Source organism: Nonomuraea maritima, assembly GCF_900100395.1.
Classification (GTDB): domain Bacteria; phylum Actinomycetota; class Actinomycetes; order Streptosporangiales; family Streptosporangiaceae; genus Nonomuraea; species Nonomuraea maritima.
In genome coordinates, this window is the sequence record NZ_FNFB01000020.1 from 12,642 (window position 1) to 27,238 (window position 14,597).

General features: G+C 71.6%; 13 protein-coding genes. 6 read left to right on the forward strand and 7 right to left on the reverse strand.

Annotation, left to right across the window (positions count from 1 at the left end):
- Window positions 1-2 precede the first annotated feature (2 nt).
- Window positions 3-911: a mycothiol synthase gene (mshD, locus tag BLR04_RS26560; RefSeq protein ID WP_090770243.1), complete on the reverse strand. Its 909-nt coding sequence runs from the start codon at window positions 909-911 to the stop codon at window positions 3-5.
- 107 nt (window positions 912-1,018) lie between these two features.
- Between mshD and BLR04_RS26565 the strand changes: the two genes are divergently transcribed.
- The gene (locus BLR04_RS26565) at window positions 1,019-2,806 is read left to right on the forward strand and encodes a bifunctional metallophosphatase/5'-nucleotidase (RefSeq protein ID WP_090770245.1); all 1,788 of its coding nucleotides are present in this window, start codon (window positions 1,019-1,021) and stop codon (window positions 2,804-2,806) included.
- Between the two features lie 67 nt (window positions 2,807-2,873).
- Here the strand turns inward: BLR04_RS26565 and BLR04_RS26570 are convergent, their stop codons facing one another.
- Together BLR04_RS26570 and BLR04_RS26575 are read right to left on the reverse strand one after the other, a co-directional pair.
- Entirely contained in the window at window positions 2,874-3,182 is a 309-nt protein-coding gene (locus BLR04_RS26570) for a nucleoside triphosphate pyrophosphohydrolase family protein (protein ID WP_090770247.1), read from the reverse strand.
- Window positions 3,183-3,198: 16 nt separating this feature from the next.
- Window positions 3,199-4,569 carry a sensor histidine kinase gene (locus BLR04_RS26575; RefSeq protein ID WP_176903297.1) on the reverse strand — a complete coding sequence of 457 codons (1,371 nt, stop codon included), beginning with the start codon at window positions 4,567-4,569 and terminating at the stop codon, window positions 3,199-3,201.
- Window positions 4,570-4,797: 228 nt separating this feature from the next.
- On the opposite strand from BLR04_RS26575, the gene BLR04_RS26580 reads away from it, so the two are divergent.
- Window positions 4,798-5,778 carry an NAD-dependent epimerase/dehydratase family protein gene (locus tag BLR04_RS26580; RefSeq protein ID WP_090770251.1) on the forward strand — a complete coding sequence of 327 codons (981 nt, stop codon included), beginning with the start codon at window positions 4,798-4,800 and terminating at the stop codon, window positions 5,776-5,778.
- On the opposite strand, the gene BLR04_RS26585 is transcribed toward BLR04_RS26580, so the two are convergent.
- Both BLR04_RS26585 and BLR04_RS26590 read right to left on the reverse strand, forming a co-directional pair.
- On the reverse strand, window positions 5,761-7,197 hold the full coding sequence (locus BLR04_RS26585) for an MFS transporter (protein WP_218129174.1): 1,437 nt from the start codon (window positions 7,195-7,197) through the stop codon (window positions 5,761-5,763). The genes BLR04_RS26580 and BLR04_RS26585 overlap by 18 nt on opposite strands.
- A 514-nt stretch (window positions 7,198-7,711) precedes the next feature.
- Entirely contained in the window at window positions 7,712-9,511 is a 1,800-nt protein-coding gene (locus BLR04_RS26590; protein WP_090770255.1) for an alkyl/aryl-sulfatase, read from the reverse strand.
- A gap of 96 nt (window positions 9,512-9,607) precedes the next feature.
- On the opposite strand from BLR04_RS26590, the gene BLR04_RS26595 reads away from it, so the two are divergent.
- Together BLR04_RS26595 and BLR04_RS26600 are read left to right on the forward strand one after the other, a co-directional pair.
- A complete protein-coding gene (locus BLR04_RS26595; protein ID WP_090770258.1) occupies window positions 9,608-10,264 on the forward strand; it encodes an HAD family hydrolase in 657 nt (218 codons plus the stop codon).
- A 51-nt stretch (window positions 10,265-10,315) separates the two neighbouring features.
- On the forward strand, window positions 10,316-11,254 hold the full coding sequence (locus BLR04_RS26600; protein ID WP_090770260.1) for a ribose-phosphate diphosphokinase: 939 nt from the start codon (window positions 10,316-10,318) through the stop codon (window positions 11,252-11,254).
- Here BLR04_RS26600 and BLR04_RS26605 read toward each other — a convergent pair.
- The gene (locus BLR04_RS26605; RefSeq protein ID WP_090770262.1) at window positions 11,241-12,053 is read right to left on the reverse strand and encodes an SDR family NAD(P)-dependent oxidoreductase; all 813 of its coding nucleotides are present in this window, start codon (window positions 12,051-12,053) and stop codon (window positions 11,241-11,243) included. The genes BLR04_RS26600 and BLR04_RS26605 overlap by 14 nt on opposite strands.
- Before the next feature lie 10 nt (window positions 12,054-12,063).
- Here BLR04_RS26605 and BLR04_RS26610 point away from each other — a divergent pair, with 10 nt between their 5' ends.
- Together BLR04_RS26610 and BLR04_RS26615 are read left to right on the forward strand one after the other, a co-directional pair.
- Complete coding sequence (locus BLR04_RS26610) at window positions 12,064-12,792, forward strand: nucleotidyltransferase domain-containing protein (RefSeq protein WP_090770264.1); 729 nt, start codon at window positions 12,064-12,066, stop codon at window positions 12,790-12,792.
- A 48-nt stretch (window positions 12,793-12,840) separates the two neighbouring features.
- Complete coding sequence (locus BLR04_RS26615) at window positions 12,841-13,476, forward strand: maleylpyruvate isomerase N-terminal domain-containing protein (protein ID WP_090770266.1); 636 nt, start codon at window positions 12,841-12,843, stop codon at window positions 13,474-13,476.
- A gap of 32 nt (window positions 13,477-13,508) precedes the next feature.
- Here BLR04_RS26615 and BLR04_RS26620 read toward each other — a convergent pair whose 3' ends face one another.
- Complete coding sequence (locus BLR04_RS26620) at window positions 13,509-14,582, reverse strand: alpha/beta hydrolase family protein (protein WP_176903298.1); 1,074 nt, start codon at window positions 14,580-14,582, stop codon at window positions 13,509-13,511.
- Window positions 14,583-14,597 lie beyond the last annotated feature (15 nt).

The following is a 14,597-nucleotide window of genomic DNA, read 5'->3' on the forward strand; positions in this document are numbered from 1 at the left end:
CGTCACCCGGTGCGGGCGTACATCACGTCGACGTCCCATCGGGTGAAGCCGAGCGACTCGTACAGCCTGATGGCCGCGACGTTGGCCTCGTCCACGTAGAGCATCGCGTGGACGAGGCCACGCTCGCGCAGGTGAGCGAGGCCCGCCAGCGTGAGCGCGCGGCCGAGGCCGGTGCCCTGCTGGGACGGGTCGACGCCGACGACGTACACCTCTCCGAGCGGCTCGTGGCCGTGCTCCGACGAGCCGTGGATCTTGGTCCAGTGGAAGCCGGCCAGCCGGTCGCCGCGGAAGGCCAGGAAGAAGCCCTCGGGGTCGAACCAGGGTTCGCTCTCGCGCCGCAGCAGGTCGTCGACCGTCCAGGCGCCCTGCTCGGGGTGGTGGGCGAACGCCGCGGCGTTGACCTTGAGCCACTGCTCCTCGTCCTGGCCCGGCACGAACGTCCGCAGCTCGACCCCTTCCGGCAGGGTGTGGGCCGGCAGGGGCTCTTCGAGCGGGCGGCGCATCTGCCACAGGGAACGCACCCGGTCGAGTCCGAACGAGGCCGCGAGCGCCGCCGCACCCTCGTGGTCGCCGTGGGCCCACACGCGGGGCCGTCCGCCGGTCATGTCCATGACCTCGCGCAGCAGGCGGGTGCCGTGGCCGCGTCTGCGGCGCTCGGGGTGGACGACGAGCTCGACGCTCGGGCCCTCGACCTCGTCGGTGGGGTCGACGTGCGCGTACCCGGCGATGTCGGCGCCGTCCCGCACCAGCAGCGAGCGGGCTTGCGGATCTCCGCCGTAGCGCAGGTGGAGCATGACGTGCTCATTGAGCGGGCGGACGCCGTCGGCCTGCGTCGCCGCCTCCACGAGGCCGAGCACCTCGGCGATTTCCTGGTCGTCCAATCGGGCTGAGACCTTTACGCGCGCGTTCACAGAACGCACTCTAAGCGGACGATTGGCAAAGTACGCCAAGTGGTATCTGGATAATCGTTACCTCTGCGACATCGGTTGCCTGCGATCAAGCCGTAACGTCTTGTGCCATGACGTCCCGTTCCTTCCTCCGGCTGGCACTCGCCGGAGCCGTCGCCTCGGGAGCGGTCATGCTGACCGTCATCCCGGCGGACGCGAGCAAGAAGCCCTCGACGGTCCCCGTCCGGTTACTGGCACTGAACGACTTCCACGGCAACCTCGAACCTCCGACCGGCTCCTCGGGCCGCATGGTGGACGAGAACGGCAACACCGTGGACGCGGGCGGCGCCGCGTACATCGCCACCCACATGAAGGCCCTGACCGACCGGAACACCATCGCGGTGGCCCAGGGCGACCTCATCGGGGCCTCGCCGCTGATCTCGGCGGCCTACCACGACGAGCCGTCCATCGAGTTCCTCGGCAAGCTGGGGCTCAAGGTGGCCTCGGTGGGCAACCACGAGTTCGACGAGGGCTACGCCGAGCTGCGCCGCATGATGAAGGGCGGCTGCCACCCGGTCGACGGCTGCTCGCCGGCCGGCAGGTGGAAGGGCGCGCCCTTCGACTACGTGGCGGCGAACGTCCTGTTCAAGAACCCGAAGACGCGGACGGACGCGCTGGACGCGCTCGGCAAGGGGCACAACGGCCAGATCAAGAAGCTGATCGGGTCGTTCGGCGTGCCGGCGTTGCCGCCGGTCAGCGTGAAGTACATCAACGGCGTCCCGATCGGTTTCATCGGCCTCGTCACCCAGACCACGCCGAACATCGTCACGAGCGAGGGCATCAAGGACCTCCAGTTCGCGGACGAGGTCAAGTCGGCGAACGTCGCGTCGAAGCTGCTCTCGATCCTCGGCGTGAAGGCGCAGGTCGTCCTCATGCACGAGGGCGACCAGGTGAACGCGGGCCAGTCGCCGGACGCCTGCTCCACCGTCGCGGGGGCGGGCAGCCGCATCGCCACGCAGGTCGACCCGCAGGTCGACCTCATCCTCAGCGGCCACTCCCACCAGGCGTACCTGTGCACGGTCAAGGACCCGGCGGGTCACGACCGGCTGTACTCGCAGGGCGGCTCGTTCGGACGGGTCATCACGCAGGTCGACCTGAAGGTGGACGTCAAGAAGCGGGACATCGTCCGCTCCTCCGTCGTCGCCGACAACCACGTGGTGACGCGTACGGTCGAGCCCGACGCCGAGATCTCCGCGCTCGTGCAGACGTGGAAGGACCGCGTCGCGCCCGTCGCGAACCGGGCGGTCGGCACCATCACCGGCGACATCACCAACAGCCCGGCGCCGTCCGGCGAGTCTCCTCTCGGCAACCTCATCGCCGACGCGCAGCTGGCCGCCACGAGGACGGGCGGCGACGCCCAGATCGCGCTGATGAACCCCGGCGGCGTGCGCGCCTCGCTGTCGTTCGCGGGCTCGCCCGCGGGTGAGGGCGACGGGACGGTCACGTACGGCGAGGCGTTCACGGTGCAGCCGTTCAACAACCTCATGCAGGTAGTCACGTTGACCGGGGCGCAGCTGAAGACGGTGTTGGAGCAGCAGTTCACCGGCGGGCCGAACAACCAGGCGTTCGAGAAGATCCTGCAGCCTTCGGCGAACTTCACCTACACCTACGACCGCAGCGCGGCCTGGGGGTCGAAGATCTCCGACATGAAGATCGACGGCGTGCCGGTGACCGACGGCCAGTCGATCCGGGTCGCGGCCAACAACTTCCTCGTGGGCGGCGGCGACGCGTTCCTCGCCTTCACCGAGGGCACCGACCTGTGGAGCGGCCCGCTGGACATCGACGCCTTCGTCGACCACCTCGGCCAGAACAACCCCATCACCCCACCCACCACCAACCGCATCACCGTCGCCGGCTGACGCGTGCGGAGCCCGCTCCCGTCGGGGGGCGTAGCAGGCAGGGCCCGTTCCCGCAGGGGGCGGGCCCTCAGCCGGTTTTCCGGACCAGCCACTTCCGCTCGACCTCGGCGGCGAGGTCCACGCCGTGGTGGCGGGCCATGAGCACCACGTGACACAGCACGTCGGCCAGCTCCGCGCGGAAGTCCGCGTCGAGCTCCTCGTCCGTACGACCCTTCCGGCGGGCCCGTCCCGTACGCATGAGGAACGCCTGGGTGAGCTCGCCCATCTCCTCCTGCAGCTTGAGCAGGAACCACGTGTCGTCCCGCTCGACGCCGAGCCGGGCCGCGTACCGGCTGGAGATGGACTCGACCTCATCGGAAAGCTCGCGAAGATCCATGGCCGGAGTGTAGGGCTCAGTCGTCCCGGCGGAGTGGGAGAACGACGACGAAGCGGGCGCCGGGCCAGTGGTCGGCCACCACGATGCTGCCGCCGTGCGCCGCGACGATCTCCCTGGACAGGGCCAGGCCGAGGCCGCTCCCGCCGGAGTCCTTGGTACGGGCGCTCTCCAGCCTGGTGAACCGTTCGAACACCCGCTCCCGGTCCTCGGGAGCGATGCCGTCGCCGTCGTCGGTGACGGTCATCGTCACCAGTCCGTCGGCGGTGGACATGGCCACGTCGACACGGGTGGCCGCGTGCCGGACGGCGTTGTCGAGCAGATTGGTCAGCAGCCGGTCGAGCTGCAGGGGCGAGCCGAAGACCTCGGCCGTCGGGCACAGACGCAGGAACAGCGGGACGCGGGCGCCTTCGCGGGCGCGCGCCTGCTCCTCGACCGCGCGGCGGAGGTCCACCCTCTCCCGGTGCGCGTCGGCGCCCGCGTCCAGCCGGGCCAGCAGCAGCAGCTCGTCGATGACGGCGGTGAGATGGTCGGCGACGGCCAGGGCCCGCATGCCCGTGAGCTTCCAGTCGGTCTCGTCGGGGTAGGCGCCGGCCACCTCCAGCTGGGTGCGCAGCGCCGCGACCGGGCTGCGCAGCTCGTGGGAGGCGTCGGCGACGAATCGGCGCTGGGTCTCGGCGGAACGTTCCAGCCGGTCGAGGGTGTGGTTCGTGACGCGGGCGAGGGTGCTGATCTCGTCGCTGGTCTGCGGTACGGGGACGCGCCGGCTGAGGTCGCGGCCGGTGATCTCGGCGAGCTCGGCGCTGATGCGCTCGACCGGGCGCAGGGCCGACCCGACGACGGTCCAGGTGATGCCGCCGACGATCGCGAGGGCGAGCGGGGCTCCGACGAACACGAACGCGTCGAGCCAGGCGAGCGCCCGGTCGACGTCGGACAGGGACGAGGACGCGTACACGATCAGCGGGCCCGAGGAGGTGTGCACGGTCATGCCCTTGACCAGGTAGCGGACCTCGGGCTCCGCGCCGATGCGCAGGGTCCGCTGGACGGTCGCGATGGTCCCCTTGTCGTCGGGCCGGAACGTCGTCATGCCCGCGTCCTGTGCGTCGGTGATGCTGGCGGGGGTGGACGCGACGAGCCTCCCGTCGGGTGTCGTGACGCGGAGGAAGTGGATGCGGGCCTGCGGCCGCAGCTCGGAGGGCAGCTGACCGGTCTTGGCCTCGGCCGCCGTCCTGCGCACGGCCAGCTCGACCCGGCTGTGGACGACGCCGTAGAGGTTGTCCGGGACGGTGGACAGGACGAAAGCGCCTCCGACGACGAGGACGACCGCGACGACGAGCATCGCGATCGTGGTCAGGCGTCCGCGCAGCGTTCTCGGAACGAGTCGCGCCACTGATTCACCCCCGAACATCACCGCTCGTGACATCTACCCGTTCCGCGAAACACAGTCTGATGTCTAGTGATCTGCACGTTTACAGATGGCGATGAAGGTGTCTGGTCACGTTCAGTGTATATACGGCTGTTTGACCGGCAAACGACAGGCGCGCGCTTACGCTCCTGGCGATTCCGCTGTGGGCGAGGGCGTCTTCCCTCCGCGGGCTCCCACCGCCAGGGTTGGTACATGAAGCTTCTGGTCCTGGGCGGTACGGAGTTCGTCGGGCGGGCGGTGGTCGAAGAGGCCCTCGCGATGGGGTGCGAGGTGACGACCTTCAACCGCGGCCGTCACGCGCCCCTTCCTGGGGTGACGGCGTTGAAGGGCGACCGGACGGCCCCGGGCGGGCTCGCCGAGCTGGAGCGCGGCGAGTGGGACATCGTGGTCGACACCTGGTCGTGGGCGCCGTCGGCGGTCCGCGACTCCGCCGCGCTGCTGGCCGACCGGGCCGGCCACTACGTCTACGTGTCGAGCCGGTCGGTCCACCCCTTGGTCCCGTTCGGCGCAGACGAGAGCGCCCCGGTGGTGGACGCCTCGGCCGACGACGGCGACGGCGACTACGCGCGCAACAAGATGGGCAGCGAGCTGGGGGCCGTGGCGGCGTTCGGGGAGCGCGCGCTGCTGGCCCGCGCGGGCCTCATCCTCGGGCCGCACGAGAACATCGGGCGGCTGCCGTGGTGGCTGTCCCGCATCGCGCGCGGCGGCCCGGTGGTCGCGCCCGAGCCCGCCGACCTCGGCCTGCAGTACGTCGACGCCCGCGACCTCGCGGTGTGGTGCCTGGAGGCGGCCTGGAACGGCGTGGGCGGGGCGTTCAACGTGGTCAGCCCCGCCGGGTTCACCACGATGGCCGAGCTGCTCGAGACCTGCGTCCGGGTGACCGGGTCCGACGCCGAGCTGCGCTGGACATCGGCCGACCGGCTGCTGACCGAGGGCGTGCGGCCGTGGATCGACCTGCCGGTCTGGCTGGTCGGCGACGAGCACGGCTTCCTGCACGGGGGCGACGTGTCGCGGGCGGTCGCGGCGGGGCTGCGGTTCCGTCCGGTGGCGGAGACGGTCGCCGACACCTGGGCCTGGCTGCAGAGTGTGGGCGGCTCGGCGCCCCAGCGGCCCGACCGGCCGCAGCTGGGGCTCGACCCGAAGGTGGAGGCGCGCCTACTGGGCCACGAGTGAGTCGCCGGCCCGCCGATCCTCGTAGAGCGTCCGTACGAGGTCGTAGCAGGCGGCGAGGAGGGCGATCGCGACCGCGACCACCACGACGAGAAGCCCGTGACGGAGCGCGGTCCCCCAGCCCTGCCCGAGCGAGCCGAAGAACGTCGAGCCCGCCGCGGCGATGCCGATGGCCGAGCCCAGCCGCTGGCCCGTCTGCAGCACGCCCGCCGCGCTCCCACCGCCCTCGGGCGGCACCTCGGAGAGCGTGATCGCCTGGTTGGGCGAGATGACGAGTCCGCTGCCCATGCCCGCCACCAGCAGCGGGAGCGCGGTCGCCCAGCCCACGTGCGGGCCCGGCACCAGGACGGTGGCGCCCATGGTGGCCGAGATCCCGACGATCACCATGGCGAGCCCGGTGGCGGTGAGCCGGCGGCCCGCCCGCCACACGAGCCGGCCGCCGACCACGGCGGCCGAGGCCGAGCCGAGCGCGAACGGCGTGACGGCCAGCCCGGCCAGCAGCGGGCTGTAGCCGTGCCCGTTCTGCAGGTAGAGGGTGAAGGCGAAGAAGATGCCGGTGAACCCGGCGAAGTAGAACAGCGCGATCGTCGACCCCAGCCGGTACGACCGCCTGCGGAACAGCTCCAGGTCGATCAGCGGCTCGCGCTTGTAGAGGCGTTCCCACAGCACGAACCCGCCGATGATCGCGAACGCCAGCGGCACGAGCAGCCACTTGCCGCCGCCCGCCCACTGGTTGCGCTGGATGAACGGGAGCAGCAGCGCCGCGACGCCCACGCCGAGCAGCAGCACGCCGACCGGGTCGATGCTCTCGTGTCTTCGGGAGCCCTGTGGCCGGGGCAGTACCCGCCAGGCCACCGGCAGCAGCACGGCCCCGATCGGCAGGTTCACCAGGAACACCCAGCGCCACCCGTGGTCGGCCCCGAAGGCGGTCACCAGCGCGCCGCCGATCAGTGGCCCGGCGGCCGTGGACACCCCGATGGTGGCGCCGAGCGCGCCGAAGGCCCGGCCGCGCTCGTACCCCTGGAACATCTGCTGGAGCAGGCCCGACACCTGCGGGTTCAGCATGCCGGCGGCCAGGCCCTGGATGAGGCGGGCCACGATGAGCATGTGCATGTTCATGGCGAAGCCGCAGGCGGCGCTCGCCAGGGTGAAGAGCACCACGCCCCACAGGAACATCGTGCGCCGGCTCCTCGCGTCCCCGAGCCGGCCGGCCGGGACGAGGAGGAGGCCGAACGTGAGCGCGTAGCCGGACAGCGTCCACTGCAGGCCGTCGTCGGAGGCGGCGAGCCCGCTGCGGATCGACGGCAGCGCCACGTTGACGATGCTGACGTCGAGACCGGTCATGAACGCGGCCGTCAGGCACAGGGCGAGCGCGCGGCTTCGCGTGTCGGACCCGGCTCCCCGTGCGGTGCCTGCAGCCATGCTCACGAGCATCCCCCGTCACCAGCAATAGTGATTTTTCATCACAAATGCTGGAAAAGGATCGGTGGTGGACATATTGACGATCGAAAGAAACGCTACCAATCGCCAGCAAACACCACAGATCACTTAAAGATCGAGAAAGGCCGCAGAACGCGACTACCGTGACCGAAGTGAGGCCGTGAGACGGCGGTGACCCGCTGAACCCCCACCCACGAGACCAAGGTCACGCCGCAAAGAAAGCAAAATAATGCCCGAACCTGTCACACGCTCGCCAAACGTGATTAACACAACAAGGCCACCACCCGGCGCCCGCGGGCCCACGGCCCGACCGAACAAAGTCCCGTACCGGCCTTGCGGGCTCGGCGACGTGTGGAGTGGTGGGTGCGCTCGACCAGACAGCGAGGACGGCCACCGGATGGCCGGGCGACCCCGCCTCCCCGCGGCCCGCCGCGCTTCCCCGCCTCCCCGCGGACCGCCGGGCTTCCCCGCTTCCCCCACGGGCCGTCGGACTCGGTCAGGCGGTGACGACGGCGAAGTCCGGGACCGGGTGGTCGAGGACGGATACCAGGCGCCGGAGGACGCCGGTGTCGCCCTCACGTTCCACGCCCTCGACGCCCTTGCCGGACAACAGGCCGACGAGCTGGGCCTTCGTCAGCCGCAACGTGAGATCGGCAGTCTCGTCGCGGGGCTCCGCCTCCTGGATGAGGACGCCGTTGGCCAGGGTCGTCCGGCGGCGCTCCCCCAGGTCCGTCAGGTGCCAGTCGATCGACAGGCGCTCGTTCCAGGCGCGCGGCCCGTCCACGCGGATGGCGATGGAGTCGAAGATCTGCTCCACCGACAGCGCCGCCAGGAAGTCGGCGGGGGGCTGGTCCACGTCGGCCGGCACGATGCCGTCCGACAGCTCCAGCGCCCCGGTCAGGTAGACGTTGCGCCAGGTGGCGTTCCGCGAGCCGCGGCCGAGCCTCGTGTAGACCTCGACCAGCAGGTCGCGGGCCTCCTTGTTGCCCTCGTCCGCGAAGACCGCGTGGTTGAGCAGCTGGGCCGCGAAGCGCAGGTCGCCCTCACGGACGTAGCGCCGGGCCAGCTCGACCACGGCCGCCCCGCCCCCGAGACACGCGACGTACCGGACGGCGCTCTCCTTCGGCGGGTGCTCCCACAGGTGCGCGGGGTTGCCGTCGAACCAGCCGAGGTAGCGCTGGTAGACCGCGAGGACGTTGTGGCTGAGCGAGCCGGAGCAGCCGTGCGCCTGCCAGACGTGCTCCAGCGCCGGCGGCAACCGCAGGGCCTCGGCGATCTCCGCCCCGGTGAACCCCTTGTTGAGCAGGCGCAGCGTCTGGTCGTGCAGGTAGGCGTACAGGTCGCGCTGCTGCGACAGGAAGCGCTCGACGCGGTCGCGTCCCCACGTGGGCCAGTGGTGCGAGGCGAGCGCGACGTCGGCGCGGTCGGCGAACAGCGCGATGGCCTCGGTCAGGTACCGCGCCGAGGCGCGGGCGTCGCGGACGGCGCCCCCGCACGCCGGCAGCATGCCGTGCCGGCCGCGGGTGGCGTTCCCGGACAGGCACAGGGCACGGTGGCCGGGGAGGAACACATTGGCGTCCGCGGGCGTCTCGGCGTCGGGGGTGAGCTGGAAGACCATGGTGACGCCGTCGACCGTCGCCTCCTCGCCGGTGCGCTGGATCTCGGCGGTGGGCTCGATCAGCGACATGGTGCCCCGGGAGACCGCCATGCCGAGGCCCGCGCCGATCCGTCCCTCCGGCGAGTGCGGCAGGGCGGCGCCGTACAGGTAGACGCCCCGGCGGGTACGGGCGGGGCCCGCGTAGACGTTGTCCACCACGGCGTGCTCCATGAACCCCCGGGGCGCCAGGACGGGCACGCCTCCGTCGGTGACGCCGCGCACGCCGCCGAAGTGGTCGGCGTGGGAGCGCGTGTAGACGACGCCGGTGACGGGACGCGGCCCGCGGTGGGCGCGGTAGAGCTTCAGCGCGGCCGCGGCGCACTCGGTGGACAGGAGCGGGTCGATGACGACGACACCGTGTTCGCCCTCGACCAGGGTCATGTTCGACACGTCGAGCCCGCGCACCTGGTAGACGCCGTCCGTGACCTCGTACAGGCCCTGGCGGGCGCAGAGCTGCCCCTGGCGCCACAGGCCCGGCTGGGCGGTGTCCGGGCAGCCCTCCCGCAGGAAGTCGTACGCGTCACCGTCCCACACGACCCTGCCGTCGAGGGTCTTGATCACTGCCGGGCTGAGCTTCGCGACGAACCCGCGGTCGGCATCCTCGAAGTCGCCCATGTCGTGCCATGGAAGGTCTGCCATGCCAAGCCGCATGCCCCGGGATCCATGCCGAGTAGCTCAATGAAGTGCCCCTAATAGGATGAATCTTGGCAAGGCGCATGATCAGCGGGGGGACCGATGGACGCGTGCGTGTTCGACCTCGACGGGGTGCTCGTCGACAGCGAGCCGGTCTGGGAAGAGGTCAGGCGGGCCTTCGTCGCCGACCACGGCGGCACGTGGCAGCCCGACACGCAGTCGAGGCTCATGGGCATGAACACCTCCGAGTGGGCCGCCTACCTGCGCGAACTCGGCGTCAGGATGGAGCCGGACGAGATCGCGCGCGGAGTGGTGGCGCAGATGGCGGCGCGCTACCGGGACGAGGTGCCGCTCATGCCGGGGGCGGTGGCCGCGGTCCGGCGGCTGTCGGACGCGGGCACGCTGGGGCTGGCGAGCTCGTCCCCGAGGCAGTTGATCGACGTGGTGCTGGACGCGGCCGGACTGACGGAGTGCTTCGCGGCCACCGTCTCCACCGAGGAGGTGCCGCGCGGCAAGCCGGCGCCCGACGGCTACCTGGAGGCCGCCCGCCGCCTCGGGGTGGATCCGCGCGGCTGCGTGGCCGTCGAGGACTCCAGCAACGGACTGCGCTCGGCGCACGCGGCCGGCATGCGCGTGATCGCCGTACCGCACCCGCGCTACCCGCCCGCGCCGGACGCGCTCGCTCTCGCCTGGCGCGTCGTTCCCGCGCTCGACGCGCTCACCCCCGAGTCGCTGACCTGGGTAAAAAGTCCGGATTAAGGGTGTCCGCACCGACTGTCGGAAAAGTCGGGTGACTACCATGGGGAAACCGTGCGAGACATCACGGTATTCAGCGGCAGTGCCCATCCTGAGCTGGCGGAGGAGATCTGCGCGCAGCTCGGCACGCCGCTCCACCCTGTCCAGACCAACCGGTTCGCCAACGACGCGCTCGAGGTCCAGCTGCAGGCCAACTGCCGCGAACGCGACGTCTTCGTCATCCAGCCGCTCGTGCCGCCGACGCAGGAGCACCTCGTCGAGCTGCTGCTCATGCTCGACGCCGCGCGCGGCGCGTCCGCCGCGCGGATCACGGCCGTCATACCTCACTACGCGTACGCGCGGTCCGACAAGAAGGGCGCGCCGCGCATCTCCATCGGGGCGCGGCTGGTGGCAGACCTCGTGGTGACGGCCGGCGCGGACCGGGTGCTGACGATGACGCTGCACTCGCCGCAGGTGCACGGCTTCTTCGGCGTCCCCGTGGACCACCTGCACGCGCTGCGCGAGCTCGCCGCCCACTTCCGCCGATACGACCTGTCGAACACCGTCGTCGTCTCCCCCGACCTGGGCAACGCCAAGGACGCCGCCCAGTTCGCCCGGATGCTCGGCACCGAGGTCGCCATGGGCGCCAAACAGCGCTTCAGCGACGACCGCGTGGTGATCAGCTCGGTGATCGGCGAGGTGTCCGGCAAGGACGTGATCATCCTGGACGACGAGATCGCCAAGGGCAGCACGGTGATCGAGCTGCTCGACCGGCTCCGCGAGCAGGACGTGCGATCCGTACGGGTGGCCTGCACCCACGGGCTGTTCTCCGGCGGCGCGGTCGAGCGGCTGGGCTCGCTGCGCGAGGTACGGGAGATCGTCTGCACGAACACCGTGCCGCCGCCCAAGCCCAGCGACAAGCTCACGGTGCTGTCGATCGCCCCCGCCATGGCCGAGGCGATGCGCCGCATCCACGACGGCGAGTCGGTGAGCGCGCTGTTCAGTACATCGTGACGACCTGACCCGTCACCCGCCGCCCCTGGTGGGAGGCGAGAAAGAGGATCACCTCGGCCACCTCGTCCGGATCGGCGACCGTGCCGAGCGGGAGCGTCGCGGCGAACGCGGTGACCTCGTCGTTGACCCAGCCGGTGTCGGTCACCGGCGGATGGACCATGTTGGCCGTGATGCCGTACCGGCCCAGCTCGTGGGCGGCCGACAGCGTGTAGCTCTCTTGTGCGGCCTTCGCCGCGCCGTAGCTGACCTCGGACGGGAACCCCGCGCGTCCGGCGGAGGTCAGGCCGATGACGCGGCCCCACGTGGCCCCGCGCGTCACGTGACGGCGGGCGAACTCGGCGATCAGCAGCGCGGGCGCGCGCACGTCGACGGCGAACTGCCGGGCGTGGGTCTCGGCGCCGAGCATGCGCAGCGAACGGCCGAAGCGGTCGTGCTCGTCGGGGGCGAAGGTGTCGCTGAGCCAGCCGCTGGCGTTGTTGACCAGGATCTCGACCGGGCCGAACGCCTTCTCGGCGTGATCGAACAGCGCCTCGGGCGCCGCCGGGTCGGTCAGGTCGGCCTCGACGGCCTCGGCCGCCCCTCCCGCCGCGCGGATCTGCCGCACCACCTCGTCGGCGGTGCCGGCCCTGACGCGGTCGTACGCCTCGGGATGGGCGGGCTCGCGGAGCGGTTCGAGCCGTTTGTACGTCAGGAGGACGGCGACATCCTCGGCTGCCAGCGCCCTCGCCGTGGCGGCGCCGATGCCGTGGTTGGCGCCGGTGACCAGCGCGACTTTCCCGGCCAGGCGAGTATCGATCATAGTTGCCATCATGCACGCAGCTGCCGAACGTCTGCTCGGGGTTTTCCAGGAGCGCGTCGCACCGGCCGTACCCCTGGTCGCCCTCTGGGCGCGTGGCTCGCTGACGACCGGCGACTACCGGCCGGGGCGCAGCGACCTCGACCTCGTCGCGGTGCTCGACGCGCCCATGACGATGGAGCACTGGCGGCGCGTCAAGGCGTTGCACCGGGGCCTCGGGCTGCCCCCGGCCGACCGGCTGCACTGCGCGTACCTGGCCCGGCAGGAGCTGGACGACCCGGCGGCCGAGCACGTCACCTGGGCGCACGGGCGCATCTTCCGCCGTCCCCTCACCCCGGTCGCGCGGCGCGAACTGCACGACCGCGCCCTGGTGCTGCACGGGCCCCCGCCCGCGGGGCTGCTGCCGCCCGTGTCCGACGCGGAGCTGACCCGGTTCGTACGGACCGACCTGCGCGACTACTGGCTGGTCAAGGCACAGGCGCGGCGGCGCTGGCTGCAGGACGTCTGGGTCGACCTCGGCCTGCTGACGGTCGCCAGGGCCGCGGTCACGCTGCGCGACGGCCGGCTGATCAGCAAGCGCGAGGCCCTCGACGTCCTCACCGAGCTGGGCGCCCCCGCTACCGTGGTCGCCGACATCCGGGCCCGCCGGTACGGCTCCCCCGCGCCGGTGCTGAGCCGCTTCCGGCGCGGACGGCTCGCACGCGCGTTCGTCCGGTCGGCGATCGGGCGGCTGACCACCTGAGACCACGGGAAGCTCCCGTCGGATTGCCACAAACAGGAAAGGGTTCCCATGACGGAATACCGGCAGCTTTATTTCACGGCCGCGGAGACGGCGATGTCGCTCGTGAGCGACCCGGCCGTGGTCGCGTCGTGGGACAAGCCCAGCGCGCTCCACGACTTCAGCGTGGCGGGGCTGGCCGGGCACATCGTCCACCAGTTCGTCAGGGTCGGTGACGCGCTGGCCGCGGGTGAGGCGGGCGAGCCGATCCCGGTGGTCGAGCACTTCGCGCGGTCCGCCTGGGTGCAGGCCGGGGTTGACGACGAGAGCAACGTGAGCGTCCGGCGCGGCGGTGAGGCGGCCGGGGCGGCCGGCCACGCGGCGTTGCTGGAGCGCGCGCAGGGGCTGCTCGACCAGCAGCGCGCGGCGCTGCCCGGCGAGCCGGCCGACCGCGTCGTGCTCTTGCCGTGGGCTGGTTGGTCGCTGCTGCTGGACGACTTCCTGCTCACCCGGCTGATGGAGCTGGTCGTGCACGCCGACGACCTGGCGTCCAGCGTCGGCGTGCCGACGCCCGAGTTCCCGGCGGCGGTCACCGAGCCGGTGGTCGACCTGCTGGCCAAGCTGTCCGTGCACCGCCACGGGCCCACAGCGGTGGTCCGCGCCCTGAGCCGCACCGAACGCGCCCCCGCCGCGATCAGCGCCTTCTGATCGGTCAGATCGAGAGCCACGCGCCCCTTGGCTCAGTCGCTCAGGGGCGCGTGGCCGGCGACCTCGGGCCAGTCCTCGACCGGGGTGCTCCTGCCGAGCAGGTGCCGGTCGAGGAAGCTCGCCAGGTGGGCACGGGTGATCTCCAGCGCTCGTTCACCGTCGAGCTGCTGCCCCGGGAGGCCCAGCTGCGTCCGCAGCACGGCGTAGTCGACGAACGACGAGTGGTCGGTGCCCTTCACCGTGATCCAGCGCTTCCAGCCGGTCAGCCGGGGCCAGGCCTTCTTCCAGGAGTCGTCCGTGCCGTCCGGCGTGTGCGACGTGGGCGCGCCGACCAGCATGAAGGGCCGCTTGATCGAGCCGGTGAGCCGGAACGTGCCGTCCAGGTTGACACCGGCCTTGATCCGGGAGTCGGCGAGCATGGCCTGGGCGGCGGCATACCCGCCGATCGAGTGGCCGACCATCGCGATCTTCGACCGGTCGACGAGGCGGCCCCAGCGGCCCTCGGAGAGCTCGTCCAGCACGAACCGGACGTCCTTCACCCGGCCCGCGACGACCTTGGCGGGGTCCTGGCCGTCCACGCAGGCCAGGCACGGGGTGGTGCGGCCGCCGGGGAACGTGGTGGCGACCGACTCGTACGTGTGCTCCACGGCCGCGACCAGGTATCCCCTGCTGGCGAAGTCCTCGGCCAGCGAGGTCAGGGTGGCGCGCGGGAAGCTGAACCCGGGTGACATGACGACCAGCGGCCGCCTGCCCTTCGCGGCGGGAGCGTTGAGACGGGCGTGCGTCTTGACCTTGGTGAGCGCGTCCTTGTCCGCGACGGGGTAGTCCGCGAGGACGGCCTCCGACACCTGCGGCGGCACGTACGGTGCGGGCTCGCCGGCGGCCTTCTCGGCCGGGTACCAGAGCGAGACCATGAGCTCCCGCCGGTCCGCCTCGGGGTTCCACGGGTCGGGACGGCTCCTGTCCACCAGGTGCAGGGTGGCCAGGCCGACGGGCTCGCGGCCGGTCGGCTCCGGCAGGGCGAGCCGGGCGGCCCGCGCCGGCGTGACGGTCGTGACGGTGAGGACGAGCGGCGACAGGACGGCCAGGGCGAGTACGGTACGCATGGCGATCACTCTGGC

What these genes read in the sequence shown, in the direction of transcription:
- BLR04_RS26565 (WP_090770245.1), top strand. Translation starts at nt 1,019, where the DNA reads ATGACGTCCCGTTCCTTCCTCCGGCTGGCACTCGCCGGAGCCGTCGCC.
- BLR04_RS26570 (WP_090770247.1), bottom strand. Translation starts at nt 3,182, where the DNA reads ATGGATCTTCGCGAGCTTTCCGATGAGGTCGAGTCCATCTCCAGCCGG.
- BLR04_RS26580 (WP_090770251.1), top strand. Translation starts at nt 4,798, where the DNA reads ATGAAGCTTCTGGTCCTGGGCGGTACGGAGTTCGTCGGGCGGGCGGTG.
- BLR04_RS26585 (WP_218129174.1), bottom strand. Translation starts at nt 7,197, where the DNA reads ATGGCTGCAGGCACCGCACGGGGAGCCGGGTCCGACACGCGAAGCCGC.
- BLR04_RS26590 (WP_090770255.1), bottom strand. Translation starts at nt 9,511, where the DNA reads ATGGCAGACCTTCCATGGCACGACATGGGCGACTTCGAGGATGCCGAC.
- BLR04_RS26595 (WP_090770258.1), top strand. Translation starts at nt 9,608, where the DNA reads ATGGACGCGTGCGTGTTCGACCTCGACGGGGTGCTCGTCGACAGCGAG.
- BLR04_RS26605 (WP_090770262.1), bottom strand. Translation starts at nt 12,053, where the DNA reads ATGATCGATACTCGCCTGGCCGGGAAAGTCGCGCTGGTCACCGGCGCC.
- BLR04_RS26610 (WP_090770264.1), top strand. Translation starts at nt 12,064, where the DNA reads ATGCACGCAGCTGCCGAACGTCTGCTCGGGGTTTTCCAGGAGCGCGTC.
- BLR04_RS26615 (WP_090770266.1), top strand. Translation starts at nt 12,841, where the DNA reads ATGACGGAATACCGGCAGCTTTATTTCACGGCCGCGGAGACGGCGATG.
- BLR04_RS26620 (WP_176903298.1), bottom strand. Translation starts at nt 14,582, where the DNA reads ATGCGTACCGTACTCGCCCTGGCCGTCCTGTCGCCGCTCGTCCTCACC.